Genomic DNA, 15,746 nt, shown 5'->3' with positions numbered 1-15,746 from the left:
GTTACGGTTTATACCGGAGATATGGGTAACACTTTTGGCCCGTTGGGTTTGGAGTGGTTCGAGCCTCCCAGTGCAAATCGCGGCAAACTGGGATCGTCACTATGCAGTCTGAACAGTATTGAACATCTCCCTCTTTTCCATACAAGGTCATCGAAGATTCGACCAAGAGGGGTGGCGGCTCAACATGGAACTTCAATGAACCTTCCTATCTTCGCCATCAACCTCGATCGCGAGACCGGTCGCTGGAGCGAATTGGTCGCCAGCGCCGAAGCGGCCGGCCTGGCCTTGCAGCGCATTGCCGCCGTCGACGGCCGCGCCCTCGCCAAGGCGGACTGGACGGAGATCGATCTTCCAGCGGCGCGCAAGCTGAGCGGACGCGACATTCTGCCCGGCGAATATGCCTGTTACCGCAGCCATATCCGGGCGCTGGAGACATTCCTCGCCGGTGGCGGCGCCTATGGCCTGATTGTCGAAGACGACGTCCTCTTCAGCGAAAGCACGATGCGGCGCATCGAGGCCATCATCGCCGCGGTGCCGGATTTCGATGCCATCAAGCTGACCAACCATCGCACGAGCTTCTTCATGCGCGCCGTCGCGACGATGGAAGGCGATGAGATCGGTCGCGCGCTGCATGGCCCGCAAGGTTCGGCCGCCGCCTATCTGGTGACGCGCGAGGGAGCCCAGGGACTGTTGTCGGCGCTCGCCGTGATGAAAATGCCATGGGACGTCGCACTCGAACGCTTTTGGGACACCGGCCTGAAAATCTATTCAGTTCGCCAAAACGTGCTTAGCTTCGCTGCCAGCAGCAAGATTTCTGGCATAGCCGGTCCCTCGGGAAGCTACAAATTTGCAAGGCTTGGCGGGCCGAGCCGGCTAAGTGCCGGAGTGTTGCGGGCCAAGGACGAACTGCGCCGCCTGCATCACGTCCTGCTGCGGCCGCCTTTGCCGCGAGAAACCCTGGACTATGCCAAGGACAACGCCCCGCGCCATACCTTGCTTCTGTTGCTTGCGGCGCTCGCCACTCTCGCCATGGTTTCCGCGGTGTGGCGCGAGGCCGACACCTACCGCTATGCGGGCCTGGCGCTGGCCCTGGTCGCGGTCATCCGCTGGTTCAAGGTGGATTTGTGGACCTACAGCAAACCGCTGATCGGTTGGGTCGGCTTTTTGTGTCTGGGTTGGTCGCTCTACGTCTTCATCCGGCTGGCGATCGTCTATTTCGGCACCCACCAGTTGGGTGGCGCCGAAGGCATTTACATGTTTCCGCTGTTCTATGCGACGACCGGCTTCGCGTTTCTGCTGTTTATCAGGCAGCCCGCGCGGCTCGTATTCTGGTTCATGATCCTCAGTCTTGTCTTCCTGGCGGCGGACACCTTCTATTCGGACATGCTTCAAGGTATCCAACCGACCCCGCGGCTTTTCAACAATCCCATCCACGCGTCGGTGGCTGCCGGCTTCATCTTCCTTTGCGCGCTGCAGTTCATGGCATACACGGCCCAGAGAACGGACCTCGGGAAAGCAACCAAGAACCTGCATTGGGCGCTGTCGACAGCCGTCCTGCTGTTTGCCCTCGTCAACATCATTGAGATGCGGTCGAAGGGCGTCTGGCTTGCGCTTGCGCTTGCCCTGCTCTTGTTGGCGGTCATGACCCTAGCGAGAGGCCATCGCCGCGAACTGTTGGTTTCAGGTGCAGTGCTGGCGACCGTGGCGGCCGGCGTTGTCGCGACCCACAACATCTTCTCGTCCACCGCCGGCGACACCATGATCTTCGTCAAGGCCTTGGTTCCGGATGTCTTGGGGCATGGCGTCCTCTCAGCCTTCGACCGCGCCATCGCGAGCGATACGACGCCGCTTGCAGCCAAGGAACGGCTGATGCTGTGGGCGGATGCGATCGAGATCTGGAAACGCCACCCGATCTTCGGAGCCAGTTCCAGCTGGCTGACCGAATGGCAGCACAGAACCTATCATCCGATGATCCTAAACGTCTTCCACAACGGTTATCTGGAGATTGCCGTGCGCTATGGTGTGGTCGGACTGGCGTTCTTTGCCTTCCTCTACACTTGGTCGTCCAGGCAGGTTCTGCTGGCCATGCGGGCCAAGCTTATCGCTCCGGCCGCATGGTCCTGCTACATCTCAACACTGGTCTTCTTCGCCATAACCATCCTTACCAATTCAAACAACCGGCTGGCTATGGGCGAGGCCTTCATGTGGTTCGCTGCAGCGTTCGGCTTCTACTGTTTTTATGTTCGCCAGCAGAACAACCTTGTCGCGCCGCGAACCTATTTCTAGGGCCGGCTCTGGCACCGCATCCGGCCAACTGGTCTGACTCAGTGATGGTTCCGTCGTTTTTTCAAAGATCCGGTGCAATCGTCGCAAGGCGCCACCGCCCTGCCCCGCGCACAGGGCGCCCCTGCAAGAGCCCGGCCCGCACCGCCGCGTCGCGGTGCTGGCGTGAGGTTGAGGAAGCCGTTCACGCCGGCGGTCACCTTTTGAAGGGCGTGTGTTGGTCAGCCGTTTGGATAGTAGCCGCCATCCGCGCCATCACCCATGTAGGTTCCTTGGCCGGTGGTAGCCTGAAGCCGCTGATCGAGCGCATTGATCTGCCCAAGCTTCGAACGGGCTGAAGTCGACGGAGTGTGCTGGATAATATCCGCCTGCTGCATCAGGTCGCGGGCTTGATCCTGCGTGATCTTGCCAGTTTTCCTGGCCACGCGGATACCCTGCTTCACGCTGAGCAACTGCTCTGACGCCGCCCTCGCTTCCGGATCCGCTGGCACCGATGCCGTGGTCTGGGTGTCGACCTTTACCTTGTGGTGACGGTGCACAGCGTAGGCGCTCGAAAGCGGTATGGCCGCGAAGATCGATGCGGCCGCGATGATTTTTGGCATGAAGGTGCGCATGACGATATCTCCTTTGATGAAGCGAGCGGCGAAGCCGCTTTCCAAAAGGGCCGTTTGGTCGCGTCGAGCCGCAGTGGCGCATTCATCGGCCGGCGGTCCTCGGCCCGAGAAGGCATATATGGAGGCCACTCCGGCGTTGAATGACTTGGAACGCAAATGTTATCGGATGTGATCGAGCGTTGAATTGCGGCTGCAACTAGCTCGGAAGCGAGCCCATCTGCCCGGTCGTGGTCAGGCCATGATCGGGGCCCTTAAGGGGCACGGCGCCGATAGCGCGCGATCTGGATGTGTTCGATTGGGCTACCGATTGCATTTGTATGGCGTGCGGTTCTTGTGGTCGCAACGTGCGCGAACTGGGCCATGCACCGCAACGGCGGATAGTCGACAGCCGGACCGGGTCAGCTCGCTTCGCGCATCGCTTCGGCGGCCTGCAGGTCGACCGACACAAGCTGGCTGACGCCCTGCTCGGCCATCGTCACGCCGAACAGCCGGTTCATGCGCGCCATGGTGATCGGGTTATGGGTGATGATGACGAAGCGCGTCTCGGTGGTGTTAGCCATTTCGTCCATGAGATTGCAGAAGCGCTCGACATTGTGATCGTCGAGCGGGGCGTCGACTTCGTCGAGCACGCAGATCGGCGCCGGATTTGTCAGGAACACGGCGAAGATCAGCGACATCGCCGTCAGCGCCTGCTCGCCACCGGACAACAGTGTCATGGTCTGCGGCTTCTTGCCGGGCGGGCGGGCCAGGATTTCGAGCCCGGCCTCGAGCGGATCGTCGGATTCGATCAGTTGCAACTCCGCCGTGCCGCCGCCGAACAGATGCGAGAACAGCCGCTGGAAATGGCTGTTGACGACGTCGAAGGCGGCAAGCAATCGCTCGCGACCTTCGCGGTTGAGGCTCTGGATTGCTTGCCTGAGCTTGCGGATCGCCTCGATGATGTCCTCGCGTTCGGACACGATCGCCTCGAGCCGGTCGGAAAGCTCCTTCTGCTCTTCCTCGGCGCGCAGGTTGACGGCGCCCAGCCGCTCGCGCTCGATCTTCAGCCGATCGAGCTGACGCTCGATCTCGGCCATGTCGGGCATCGGGCCGTCGGCCTCCAGACCGGTGTGGCGAATGACCAGATGCGGCGGCGTGTTCAGCGTTTCCTGGATGCGCGCCTCGACCTCCAGCCGGCGTTCGTCGGCCGCGGTCAGCCGCTCTTCGGCACGAACACGGGTCTCGCGCGCTTCGGCCAGGAACTGGATGGCGCCGGTGGCGGCCTTGTCCAGTTCGGATTGCCGGTTCTCGGCTTCCTGCAAACGGTCGGCCGCCGCCTTGCGCAAGGTCTCGGCCTCGGTGAGCTGCGACAGCAGCGCGCGCCGCTTGGCGTCGATTTCATCGGGAGCATCCGCCAGCCGTTCGCGTTCGGCCTCGGCTTCGGCTTTGCGTTCGCCAAGCGATGCGATCTGCGTCGAGGCGTTTTCAGCCCGCTCCAGCCAGTTGCTGCGCTCGGCGCCAATGGCATCGAGCCGGCGCGCGCGCGCCTCGGCTTCGCGCCGCAGACCCTCGTGCACCGCACGTGCATCGGCAAGCGTGGCGCGGTCGCGGGCGACATTGGCCGAGGACTGTTCGAGCTGCAATTGCAGGTCGCCGAGATCGGGCGCGTCCTGCAGCAGCATTTCCGCCTCGGCGAAGGCTTCCGAGGTCTCCTCATAGCTGTCGACGATGCGGGCACGCGCCTCATCCAGTGCCGCGCGGCGGCTCTGCAATTCGCCGCCGGCCCGTTCAGCCTCAACCAGCGCATTGCGGGCAGCGTCCAGCCGATGCTGAGCGTCACGACCGGCCTGGCGCGCATTGCGCTCGGCCTCGCTCGCCAGGCGGAGCGCCTGTTCGGCCTGCGCAAGCGCCTCCCCGGCCTGGCGCAGGACGAGCGTCGCCTGTATCGCCTCGGCATCGAGTTCGGCCAGCCGGTTCTTTTGCGCTAGCCGCTGTGCGGCGGCGGTCGGTGCGTCGGCGCTGGCGGTAAAGCCATCCCAGCGCCACAGCGCGCCCTCGCGGCTGACCAGCCGCTGGCCGGGAGCAAGGAACGCCTGCAGGCGGCGGCCATCGCCCGGCTCGACGATACCGATCTGCGCCAGGCGTCGGGCGAGCTGTGCCGGCGCGTGAACCACGCTGGCAAGGCTCCTGACGCCTTCGGGCAGAGCCGCGTCGCCGGGCTGGATTCCGCTTTCGCCCCAATGCACCGGTGCGCTGCGGTCGAGCGGCACGTCGAGGTCTTCACCAAGGGCCGCACCAAGCGCCGTCTCGAAACCGCGATCGACACTGATCTGCTCCAGCACGGCCGGGAAAAGGTCGCCGCTGGCGGCATTGAGTATCTTGGCCAGCGTGCGCGCTTCCGTCTCGATCCGTGCCAGTTCGGCCCTGGCATCCTGAAGCGGTGGGCGGGCAGAGCTCTCGGTAGCGCGCGCATCGATGACCGACTGTTCGGTCTCCAATACGGCAGCCTCGGCTTCCTCCAGCAGCGCCATGGCCTGTTCGACCAGCACGCGCTTCTCGGCCGGATCCGGCAGGCCGGCGACCTTGGAGAGTATCTCCGACAATTCGCGGTCGACATCGGCAAGCTGACGGCCGAAGCGGTCGCGGCGCTCGGCGGTGTCGCGCAGCGTCCGCTCGATCTGGTTGCGTGCGGCGGCGGCCTCCGCCCGCTCGGCGGTCAGCGAGGCGAGCTTGGATTCGCTTTGCGAAAGCGTCGATGCCGCCTGTTCGAAAGCGGCGCGGGTGGTGGCCTCGCGCTCGGCCGCACCGGCGTTTTCGGAATTCAGCGTGGCTTCTTCGGTGCGAAGGCGTTCGAGGATGTCCGCATTGTCGCGGACCATGCGCTCCTCACGGGCGATGTCGCCGTCGAGTTGCTGCAGCCGGCGCTCGAGTTCGGTCTGACGGGCGCGAATACGGCCGGCTTCCTCCTCGATCTGCGACTTGGCGATCGACAGGCGCTGGAAGGCAGCGGCAGCGGCGGCTTCCGCGTCGCGCAGATCGGGCAGACGGTGAGCGCCGATGCCTTGCTCGCGGGCGGCGGCCATCTGTGCGGCGGCGCGGTCGCCGACAAGCGCCGTGGCAACCGCAAGCGCCGAGCGCGCATCGCCCTCCTGCGTCTTGGCCAGTGTCCAGCGCAGATGCAGGAGCGTTGCTTCGGCCTTGCGGATGTCGGCCGACAGGTTCTTGAAGCGGGACGCCTGGCGCGCCTGGCGCTTCAGGCTTTCGATCTGGCTTTCCAGTTCGCCGACGACGTCGTCCAGCCGTTCGAGGTTCTGCTCGGCCGCCTTCAGCCGCAGCTCGGCCTCATGGCGGCGGGTGTGCAGGCCGGAAATGCCGGCCGCCTCTTCGAGCAGCGCGCGGCGCGCCTGCGGCTTGGCCTGGATCAGTTCGCCGATACGGCCTTGGCCGACCATCGACGGCGAGCGCGCGCCGGTCGATTGGTCGGCGAACAGAAGTTGCACGTCCTTGGCGCGCGCTTCCTTGCCGTTGATGCGGTAGAGCGAGCCCGCCTCACGCTCGATGCGGCGCGACACCTGCAGTTCGTCGGCATCGTTGAAGGCAGCGGGCGCCGAACGGTCACTGTTATCGAGGAAAAGCGTCACTTCGGCGGTGTTGCGTGCCGGGCGCGTGCCCGAGCCGGAGAAGATGACGTCGTCCATGCCGGACGCGCGCATGTTCTTGTAGGAGCTTTCGCCCATCACCCAGCGCAGTGCCTCGACAAGGTTCGACTTGCCGCAGCCGTTCGGCCCGACAATGCCGGTCAGTCCGCGTTCGATGACGAACTCACCGGGCTCGACGAAAGACTTGAAACCGAGAAGGCGAAGGCGCGAAAACTTCATTCGCGCAGCCTATCAAGCGGGTTTGCACGGTTTTGCGATGGGAATTCACGGCACAACGAGACGCGGCGCGCGCCGAAGCGGCGCCGCCTCAGCGCTGACCGTATGTCAGAGCAAGGGGTCGATAATGGCCGACATTTCCTCAATCGACATCGCCCCCTTGTAGGTCTTACCGTTGATGAAGAAGGTCGGTGTCGAGTCGACCTTGAATTCATTAGCGCCGCGCTTCTGGACCGATCTCACATCGTCCAGAAGTTTCTGGTCCGTCAAGCAGGCCTCGAAGGACTCCTGTGTAAAACCGGCGAGCTTCGAGATTTGCAGCAGCGCATCCTTGGTGTTCTGGACGCCGACCCAGTTCGCCTGCTGCCTGAACAGGACATCCACCATCGGGAAATAGTTATCCTTGGCGCAGCGCGCCAGCATGAAACCGGCTTCGGCGCTCGGATCGAACGGGAATTCGCGCAGGATGTAGCGCGCCTTGCCGGTGTCGATGTACTTGGTCTTCAGTTCCGGAAAGGTGGTCTCGGCGAAATGCGCGCAGTGTGGGCAGGTCATCGAGGCGTATTCGACGATGGTGACCTTGGCGTCGTCCTTGCCAAGCTGCTTGTCGGGCAGCGCGCCCGGCTTCATCAGTTCCGCCATGTCCACGGTGCCCTGGGCTTCCGGCGCGGTAGCGGCGGCCGGCGTGGCCGCCGTCGCAGGCTTGGCGGGAGCGGCCGGGGTCGCTGGCTTCACATCCGCGGCCTTGGCCTCCTCGCTGGAGTCGCTGCAGGCGGCGAGCAGGGCAACCGCCGGGATGGCCGCCAGCGAAGACAGGACGTTTCTGCGAGACAGACTTTGGCCAAACGGGGGACGGTTCATACGAATCACCTGACAAGGGTTGAATTTTGCAATGCAAAGACACGAAAAGGCGAGAGTTGGCGCGAATTAAGGCATCTCCATCCCCAATCCAATCTCCAAACCTGACAAAGGCGATCACGAAAGCGAGATATCGACGACAAATCCATGACTTTCTTCAACGGCTTATGACTTCCTCTCCCCGATAATGGTCGCGCCAAGTTTTTCCAGCGAGGCGCGCAGTCCGTCATTGTCGACAAGACCGACAGTCCCCGACAGTTTCGTCTTCTCGGCTGCCGTCAGCGGCCTAAGGGCCGGTCTGCGCCTTGCCTTGTCGGCTGTCACTGGCTTCTGCAGAATTCTGATGCGGCTGATGGCGGTGAAACCGAGGAAGGCATTGACCCGGTTGATGATCTCGCCGGTCTCGTGCTGCAGATGAAGTGCCGCCATGCCTTCGCAGGCGATGACCAGTACCGCCGGCTCGAACGGATCGTCCTCATGCATGCGGCGCGGCCACTGGATTTTTTCAGGGCGCGAGTGGCTGGCCAGACGCGGGCCGGCGATCTCTTCCCATGACTGGACGAGGCCGATCGAAATGCCGGCCCGCTTGCGCAGCACCGGATCGAGGATCTTGGTCGCGAGGTCGCTGACCGGGACGGGATTGCCGTAGGGCGTTCTCCCTGCCATGTACGTTCTCCAGCCACGACGTTCATCAGTATCGGCCAAGGCCAATTCCCGATCAATGGCACCAGCAGACCAGACCCGCAAGACCGCCTCCCGAGATAGTGGCAAAGCCACATCTGGAGTTCGTGACGATATCGCATCCCGCTTGCTCGGCTGGTACGATGTGCACCATCGCGAACTGCCGTGGCGGATCACGCCACGCGAGCATGCGCGGGGCGTGAGGCCTGATCCCTACCGCATCTGGCTGTCCGAAGTCATGCTGCAGCAGACCGCGGTCGAGGCGGTGAAGGCCTATTTCCGGGTTTTCGTCGAGAAATGGCCTGATGTCGAGGCACTGGCCGCGGCGCCGACCGAGGACGTGATGAAAGCCTGGGCCGGGCTCGGCTACTACTCCCGCGCCCGCAATCTCAAGGCCTGCGCCGAGCTGGTGGCCCTGCGTGGCGGCCGGTTTCCCGACACCGAGACGGGATTGAGAGAACTGCCCGGCATCGGTGCCTATACGTCGGCGGCCATCATGGCGATCGCCTTCGACCGCCCCGCCGCCGTCGTCGACGGCAATGTCGAACGCGTCATCTCCCGGCTGTTTTCGATCACGACGCCGCCGAGCGAGGCCAAGCCTGAGATCCGCGCCCATGTCCAACGCATGATGCCGGGGACAAGGCCGGGCGACTTCGCCCAGGCGATGATGGATCTCGGCGCCACCATCTGCACCCCACGCCGGCCGCGCTGCATGCTGTGCCCGCTGCGCGAAGACTGCAGCGCCGTCGTTTCAGGCGATCCCGAGCACTTCCCGGTGCGTCTGCCCAAGGCCGAGAAGCCCTTGCGGCGCGGCGCCGCCTTCGTCGCCGTGCGGGGCGACGGCGCCATCATGCTGCGCAAACGGGCGGAGAAGGGCTTGCTTGGCGGCATGACCGAGGTGCCGACGACAGGCTGGACCGCGCGGATCGATGGGGGGACCACGGAAGCGGCCGCGCCTTTCCCTGCCGACTGGCGGCGTGCCGGCCAGATTGCCCATGTCTTCACCCATTTCGCTCTCGAACTCGAAGTCTTTCACGCCCACATCAAAGGTGATGCGCCGGAAGGGCATTTCTGGTCGCTCGCCCACGAGATTTCCGGCGAGGCGTTGCCGACTGTCATGAAAAAGGCAATCGAGGCTGCGATACCCGGCGCGACGAAAAAGCCGTCGCCACACAGTGCAAAGAGGCCCCATGACTGAAATACGCCACATCGTTTTCGACATCGGCAGAGTGCTGATCCACTACGATCCCAACATTCCGTTCAGCCGCCTCATTCCGGATGCCGAGGAGAGAAAGTGGTTTTTCGACAATGTCTGCACGCATGACTGGAACATCGAGCAGGACCGCGGCCGGACCTGGGAAGAGGCCGAGGCGCTGCTGATAGCGGACCACCCCGACCACGCGGAAAACATCCGCGGTTTCCGCCGCCACTGGCACGAAATGGTGCCGCATGCCTACGAAGACAGCGTCGCCATCATGGTCGGCCTGATCGAGAGCGGCCACGACGTGACCATGCTGACCAACTTTGCCAGCGACACGCTGGCCGAGGCCCGCGAGCGCTTCGATTTTCTCGAGCGGCCGCGCGGGGTCACCATCTCGGGCGAGATCGGCATGATCAAGCCGGATCGTGGTATCTACGACCATCACGTCGCCGCCTTCGGCCTCGAACCGGCGGCGACGCTGTTCATCGACGACAGCCAGAAGAATGTCGACGGCGCCAAGGCGGCAGGCTGGCAATCGGTGCTGTTCACCGATGCGAAGACGCTTCGAGCAGACCTTCAACGCCTTGGAATCAAGGCGTGATTTGAACCGCTTCCAGCGATCCGTTGCGTTGCTACTTTCGCAGCAATTGGCAGGAGATCAGGCCCCTGCCCGCTCCATGCCAAGCCGTGCGATGCGGCGAAGCTCGTCGATCGGGGTCAGGCCGCCGCTGCGCTCATAGTGCCAGAAGGTCCAGCCGTTGCAGGCATCCAGCCCCTGCACTTCGGCGCCGATCTTGTGGATCGAGCCGGCGCTGTCGCCGATCGCCACCGTGCCATCGGCGCGCACCTTGGCCGCCCAGCGCTTCTTGGCGTCGTAGAGCGTCGCGCCCGGCATCATCAGCCCGGTGTCGATGAGGCTGACGAAGGCGACGCGCGGCTCGGCGCGCTTGCCGGTAAGCACGGTGAGATCCGCGCCATCCAGCGGCCGCACCGCGTCGATGCGCTCGTTGGCGGCGTCGATATAGGCCTGTTCGCGCTCGATGCCGACGAAATGGCGGCCGAGGCGTTTTGCGACCGCGCCAGTGGTGCCGGAACCGAAGAAGGGATCGAGCACGATGTCGCCCGGTTTGGTCGACGCCATCATGATGCGGGCAAGCAGCGCTTCCGGCTTCTGCGTCGGATGCAGCTTGTCGCCATTGTCGTTCTTCAGCCGCTCGCCCCCGGTGCAGATCGGAAACAGCCAGTCGGAGCGCATCTGGATGTCGTCGTTGGACGCCTTCATCGCTTCGTAGTTGAAGGTGTAGCCCTTGCCCTTCTGGTCGCGCGAGGCCCAGATCATCGTCTCATGGGCGTTCTGGAAGCGGCGGCCGCGGAAATTCGGCATCGGGTTGGTCTTGCGCCAGACCACGTCGTTGAGGATCCAGAAGCCGAGGTCCTGCATCTTGGCGCCGACCCGGAAGATGTTGTGATAGGAACCGATGACCCAGATGGTGCCGTTGGGCTTCAGCACCCGCCGCGCCGCCAGGAGCCAGGCACGGGTGAAAGCGTCATAGGCCTCGAAGCTTTCGAACTGGTCCCAGTCGTCATCGACCGCGTCGACCTTCGACTGATCAGGGCGGTGCAGATCGCCGTCGAGCTGCAGATTGTAGGGCGGATCGGCGAAGATGACGTCGATCGACTTTTCGGGCAGCCGGTCGAGCGCGGCGACGCAGTCGCCCTTGAGGATCGTGTCCAGCCATTCGGATTGCAGGGGAGCGTGGGATAGCTCGTCGAGAAGACGCACGGCAGACATTCTGACACCCAGGGCACGCGTTACTGTTTTACTCTCTGTTATGGTTACCGATCAGCGTAAATATTCGGTGAAGACTGCCGAGTTTGCGAAGGTGGCCCTGTTGGTGTATGCCGCGCCGCCTCACCTCCCGAGGCCCTTCATACTCCCATTGTCCGGATCACCATGCCCCAGCCAGACCTTGTCATCTTCGATTGCGACGGCGTGCTCGTCGATTCCGAAATCATTGCCGCCCGCGTCGAGGCGGAGCTGCTGACCTTAGCCGGGTACGAAATCTCTGCGGAAGAACTCGCCGAGACCTACGCTGGTCTGACGTTCAAGGACATCATGATACGGGTCGAGGAGAAGTCCAGCATCCCGTTCCAGGTATCGTTGATCGACCGCGCCGAAGAACTGGTCGACCGCAAATTGCGCAGCGACGTACGTGCCATCGATGGCGCGCGCGAGGCAGTCGCCGCGGTCACCGCGCCGCACTGCGTCTGCTCGAATTCGCGCTCCGAGCGCATCGAATTCATGCTGGAGAAGGTTCACCTGATGCCCTTCTTCAAGGACCGCATTTTTTCCGCGATGGAAACACCGACCGGAAAAACCAAGCCTGCCCCAGACGTGTTCCTGTTTGCGGCGGAGAAACTCAACGCAAACCCGGCGAACACGTTCGTCATCGAGGATTCCGTGCACGGCGTCCATGGCGCCAGGACGGCCGGCATGCGGGTGATCGGCTTCACCGGCGCCGCCCACAGCTATCCCGGCCATGCCGACGCGCTGACCGAGGCCGGAGCCGAGACGGTGATACGCCGCTGGGCAGAGCTGAAAAGCGTGATCGCAGCGCTGTCGGAGTGGTCGGCGGATGCCTGAAAAGCGTGAGCCGCGACGCACGCTTCATCCAAATGCCGAGACTTAGTTCGTCGCGACAGCTTTCTTCCTGCGGGTCTTCTTCAGCTTGTCCGTCGTCGCCTTCGGCGCGTTTTCATCATAGCCGGCAAAGACCTGATAGTCCTGCGCCGTCGGTTCGGGTACGACAACATTGGAATCGGTGAAGACGAACTGGGTTGCGACCGAGGGATCGGTAACCTGGACCTGATATTGGTGGATCTGCGAATAGAGGACCTCGGCACCGTGCATCACGGCGATGCGGATTGGCATGGTGATGTTGCCGGGCGAGAACTTCGGCCCCGGCACAATTTTGCCGGCGACCGCGATCTTCATCGTCAGTTGGCCGTTGGCACGGCTGCAGTCGCGTGTCACGTCACTGACCGATGCCTGGTAGACGATGTTCGCAGACTCGTCGGGCGGAGCAGCAGCGGCGGCGTCGGCCTCTGCTTGGGCGGCGGCATCCTGCGCGGCGTCGCCCGTCTTCTTGAGCTTGGGCCTGGGCTTCTGGACGTCCTTGGAATAGGTGTTGAAGAAGGCCGTGCCGTCACGCACCGTCACTCTGGGACAATAGGCTTGCAACTGGCTGGCCAGTACTTTGGGATCCTGCGGCGGCGGTGGCGCCGTCGGGTCCTTCTTGCCAAAGCCGAGGTTCAGAATGCCATTGTCGCCCGATTGGCACCCGGCGGCGGCAAGCATAAAGCCGGTGAGCGCAAGACCCGCCAAAAAGCGACCACTAAATGTACGAAACACCATGAAACTGCACTTCCCTCTCGCAAAGCTGGTGACGTATATCAACCGCGCGGCAAAAATGCGACTGAGCCAGCGCAGAAATTAACCACCTTGCAGTGGACGGAAAAGCCAAGCAGTAACGGATTTGTGACATGCAATATGTGAGTACCCGAGGCGAAGCCCCCGTTCTTGGATTTTCCGACGCCGTGCTGGCTGGCCTGGCGCGCGACGGCGGGCTCTATGTGCCGCGCGAGTGGCCGCGGTTTTCCGCGGCCGAGATCCGAGCCATGCGCGGCCTTGCCTATCCTGATCTTGCCATCCGCGTGCTGTCGCCGTTTCTCGGCGACGAGATCCCGGCATCGGTCTTCGAACGGCTGGTGCGCGAAGCCTACGCCACCTTCCGCCACGAGGCCGTCTGCCCGCTGGTGCAAACCGGCCCCAACACCTTCATCCTGGAGCTCTTCCACGGGCCGACGCTTGCCTTCAAGGACGTGGCGATGCAGCTTCTGGCCCGGCTGATGGACCACGTGCTTACCGAACGCGATCAGCACGCCACCATCGTCGGTGCCACCTCGGGCGATACCGGTGGGGCGGCAATCGATGCGTTTGCCGGGCGCAGCCGCACCGACATCTTCATCCTTTTCCCGCACGGCCGCGTCTCGCCGGTGCAGCAGCGGCAGATGACGACATCGACGGCTGAGAACGTCCACGCGCTGGCGATCGAAGGCAATTTCGACGATTGCCAAGGCCTGCTCAAGGACATGTTCAACGATCACGGCTTTCGCGACCGGGTTGCGCTTTCCGGCGTCAATTCGATCAACTGGGCCCGTATCATGGCCCAGATCGTCTATTATTTTTCCTCGGCGCTGTCGCTCGGCGCGCCGGACAGGCCGGTCTCCTTCACGGTGCCGACCGGCAATTTCGGGGATATCTTCGCTGGCTACGCAGCCAAAAAGATGGGCTTGCCGATCGAACGGCTGGTCATCGCCACCAACGACAACGACATCCTGGCGCGGACCTTCGCGACCGGCGAATATCGCACCAAAGGCGTCTTTGCGACCACGTCGCCGTCGATGGACATCCAGGTGTCGTCCAATTTCGAACGCTTGCTGTTCGAGGCCTCAGGCCGTAACGCCGCGACGGTGCGGCGCTACATGGACGGCCTGAAGCAGTCCGGCGCTTTCACCATCGAAACCCAGCAAATCGCCGGGATGCGGTCCGAATTCGATGCAGGCCGGGCTGATATGGACGAAGTCGCCGCCACCATCCGCTCGACGCTCGCGGCCAGCAACTACCTGCTCGATCCGCACACCGCGGCAGCCGTGCATGTCGCGGCGGGCAAGGCGTCAGGCGCCGTGCCGATGGTGGTACTGGGCACCGCCCACCCGGCAAAGTTTCCGGCCGCCGTCGAAGCCGCCAGCGGCGTGTCGCCCACACTGCCCGCATGGCTAGGTGGGTTGATGACATCCGAGGAAAAATACACGGTACTTCCATCCGACCTGAAAATGGTGGAAGATTACGTCGGCCGCCGCGCGCGGGCGGCGCGTTAGGGAGTAGTAGCCATATGGGTGTTGAGGTAAGCCGTCTGTCGAACGGCCTGACAGTCGCCACCGAAACCCTTCAAAGTATCGAATCGGTTGCCCTTGGAGCCTGGGTCAAGTCGGGTGCTCGCAATGAACGTGACAACGAGCATGGCATGGCCCATCTGCTCGAACATATGGCGTTCAAGGGTACCAATAGGCGAAGCGCCTTCGAAATAGCCTCGGAGATCGAGGACGTCGGCGGTGAGATCAACGCCGCCACCAGCGTCGAAACCACCTCCTACTATGCCAGGGTGCTCTCCGACGATGTGCCGCTGGCCGTCGACATTCTTGCCGACATCCTGCAGGAGTCCGAATTCGACCCACAGGAACTCGAACGCGAGCAGCATGTGATCCTGCAGGAGATCGGCGCCGCGCACGACACGCCCGACGACATCGTCTTCGACCGTTTCACGGAGACGGCGTTTCGCCACCAGACGATCGGACGCTCGATCCTGGGCACGCCGGAAACCGTCAAATCCTTCACCTCAAGGCAGTTGCACGATTTCATCGAAAGGCAATATGGCGCCGAACGCATGGTGATTGTCGCTGCCGGCGACATCAAGCACGACAAGTTCGTACGCGAGGTCGAAAAGCAGCTCGGCGGCTTCCGCAGCAAGGCCGACAGCACCATCCCCCAATATGCGCAATATATCGGCGGCGATTTCCGCGAGGACCGCGACTTGATGGACGCGCAGATCGTGCTTGGGTTTGAAGGCCGCGCCTATCATGTGCGCGACTTCTATGCCTCGCAGGTGCTGTCGATGATCCTCGGCGGCGGCATGTCGTCGCGCCTGTTCCAGGAGGTCCGCGAAAAACGCGGCCTGTGCTATTCGGTCTATGCCTTCCATTGGGGCTTTTCCGACACAGGCGTCTTCGGCGTCCATGCTGCCACCGGCCAGAGCGATATCGCCGAACTGGTCCCTGTCATCATCGACGAACTGCAGAAGGCCGGCGAGAACATCCTGCAGGAAGAACTCGACCGTGCGCGTGCCCAATATCGCGCCGGGCTGATCATGTCCGCCGAAAGCCCGGCCAGCCGGGCTTCGCAGATCGCACGGCAACTGCTTCTGTTCGGCCGGCCGATCGCCAAGGAGGAATTGATGGAACGGCTGGCGGCGCTGACGATCGAGCGGCTGACCGATCTGTCGTCGCGATTGTTCTCGACCAAGCCGACGCTTACCGCTGTCGGGCCCGTGGGCACACTGGCGCCATACGAGACGATCCTCGAATCGCTCGCAGGCACGCAGACCACGGCCCGCAAGCTCGCCGTCTAAGCCCCTC

The 15,746-nt window shown here is 63.2% G+C and carries 12 protein-coding genes; 6 read left to right on the top strand and 6 right to left on the bottom strand.

Annotation, left to right across the window (positions count from 1 at the left end; all coding sequences use genetic code 11):
- Positions 1–195: 195 nt before the first annotated feature.
- Entirely contained in the window at positions 196–2,286 is a 2,091-nt protein-coding gene (locus tag NKH57_RS11180) for an O-antigen ligase family protein (protein ID WP_352944190.1), read from the top strand.
- Positions 2,287–2,504: 218 nt separating this feature from the next.
- On the opposite strand, the gene NKH57_RS11175 is transcribed toward NKH57_RS11180, so the two are convergent.
- From NKH57_RS11175 to NKH57_RS11160, 4 genes are all read right to left on the bottom strand, one after another.
- The gene (locus tag NKH57_RS11175) at positions 2,505–2,897 is read right to left on the bottom strand and encodes a hypothetical protein (RefSeq protein WP_352944188.1); all 393 of its coding nucleotides are present in this window, start codon (positions 2,895–2,897) and stop codon (positions 2,505–2,507) included.
- Between the two features lie 398 nt (positions 2,898–3,295).
- On the bottom strand, positions 3,296–6,754 hold the full coding sequence (smc, locus tag NKH57_RS11170; RefSeq protein WP_352944186.1) for a chromosome segregation protein SMC: 3,459 nt from the start codon (positions 6,752–6,754) through the stop codon (positions 3,296–3,298).
- Positions 6,755–6,859: 105 nt separating this feature from the next.
- On the bottom strand, positions 6,860–7,612 hold the full coding sequence (locus NKH57_RS11165; protein WP_352944184.1) for a DsbA family protein: 753 nt from the start codon (positions 7,610–7,612) through the stop codon (positions 6,860–6,862).
- A gap of 162 nt (positions 7,613–7,774) precedes the next feature.
- Positions 7,775–8,275 carry a DUF721 domain-containing protein gene (locus tag NKH57_RS11160; protein WP_352608438.1) on the bottom strand — a complete coding sequence of 167 codons (501 nt, stop codon included), beginning with the start codon at positions 8,273–8,275 and terminating at the stop codon, positions 7,775–7,777.
- Positions 8,276–8,330: 55 nt separating this feature from the next.
- Between NKH57_RS11160 and mutY the strand changes: the two genes are divergently transcribed.
- Positions 8,331–9,488 carry an A/G-specific adenine glycosylase gene (mutY, locus tag NKH57_RS11155; protein WP_352944182.1) on the top strand — a complete coding sequence of 386 codons (1,158 nt, stop codon included), beginning with the start codon at positions 8,331–8,333 and terminating at the stop codon, positions 9,486–9,488.
- Positions 9,481–10,092 carry an HAD family hydrolase gene (locus tag NKH57_RS11150; RefSeq protein ID WP_352944180.1) on the top strand — a complete coding sequence of 204 codons (612 nt, stop codon included), beginning with the start codon at positions 9,481–9,483 and terminating at the stop codon, positions 10,090–10,092. Before mutY ends, NKH57_RS11150 begins: the two co-directional genes overlap by 8 nt.
- A gap of 57 nt (positions 10,093–10,149) precedes the next feature.
- On the opposite strand, the gene NKH57_RS11145 is transcribed toward NKH57_RS11150, so the two are convergent.
- Positions 10,150–11,283, bottom strand: coding sequence for a site-specific DNA-methyltransferase (locus tag NKH57_RS11145; RefSeq protein ID WP_023759150.1), 1,134 nt, complete (start codon positions 11,281–11,283; stop codon positions 10,150–10,152).
- A 162-nt stretch (positions 11,284–11,445) separates the two neighbouring features.
- Here NKH57_RS11145 and NKH57_RS11140 point away from each other — a divergent pair, with 162 nt between their 5' ends.
- Entirely contained in the window at positions 11,446–12,135 is a 690-nt protein-coding gene (locus NKH57_RS11140; RefSeq protein WP_352608446.1) for an HAD family hydrolase, read from the top strand.
- Positions 12,136–12,177: 42 nt separating this feature from the next.
- On the opposite strand, the gene NKH57_RS11135 is transcribed toward NKH57_RS11140, so the two are convergent.
- The gene (locus NKH57_RS11135; RefSeq protein ID WP_352944177.1) at positions 12,178–12,906 is read right to left on the bottom strand and encodes a hypothetical protein; all 729 of its coding nucleotides are present in this window, start codon (positions 12,904–12,906) and stop codon (positions 12,178–12,180) included.
- Positions 12,907–13,034: 128 nt separating this feature from the next.
- Between NKH57_RS11135 and thrC the strand changes: the two genes are divergently transcribed.
- Entirely contained in the window at positions 13,035–14,432 is a 1,398-nt protein-coding gene (gene thrC / locus NKH57_RS11130; protein ID WP_352944175.1) for a threonine synthase, read from the top strand.
- Positions 14,433–14,446: 14 nt separating this feature from the next.
- Positions 14,447–15,739 carry a M16 family metallopeptidase gene (locus NKH57_RS11125; protein WP_352944173.1) on the top strand — a complete coding sequence of 431 codons (1,293 nt, stop codon included), beginning with the start codon at positions 14,447–14,449 and terminating at the stop codon, positions 15,737–15,739.
- Positions 15,740–15,746: the final 7 nt, after the last annotated feature.

Origin of the sequence: Mesorhizobium sp. M1050, from assembly GCF_040318715.1 — a bacterium.
Taxonomy (GTDB): Bacteria; Pseudomonadota; Alphaproteobacteria; order Rhizobiales; family Rhizobiaceae; genus Mesorhizobium.
The sequence above is the reverse complement of the archived record's forward strand: the minus strand, read 5'-3'. Positions and strand labels throughout refer to the sequence as shown.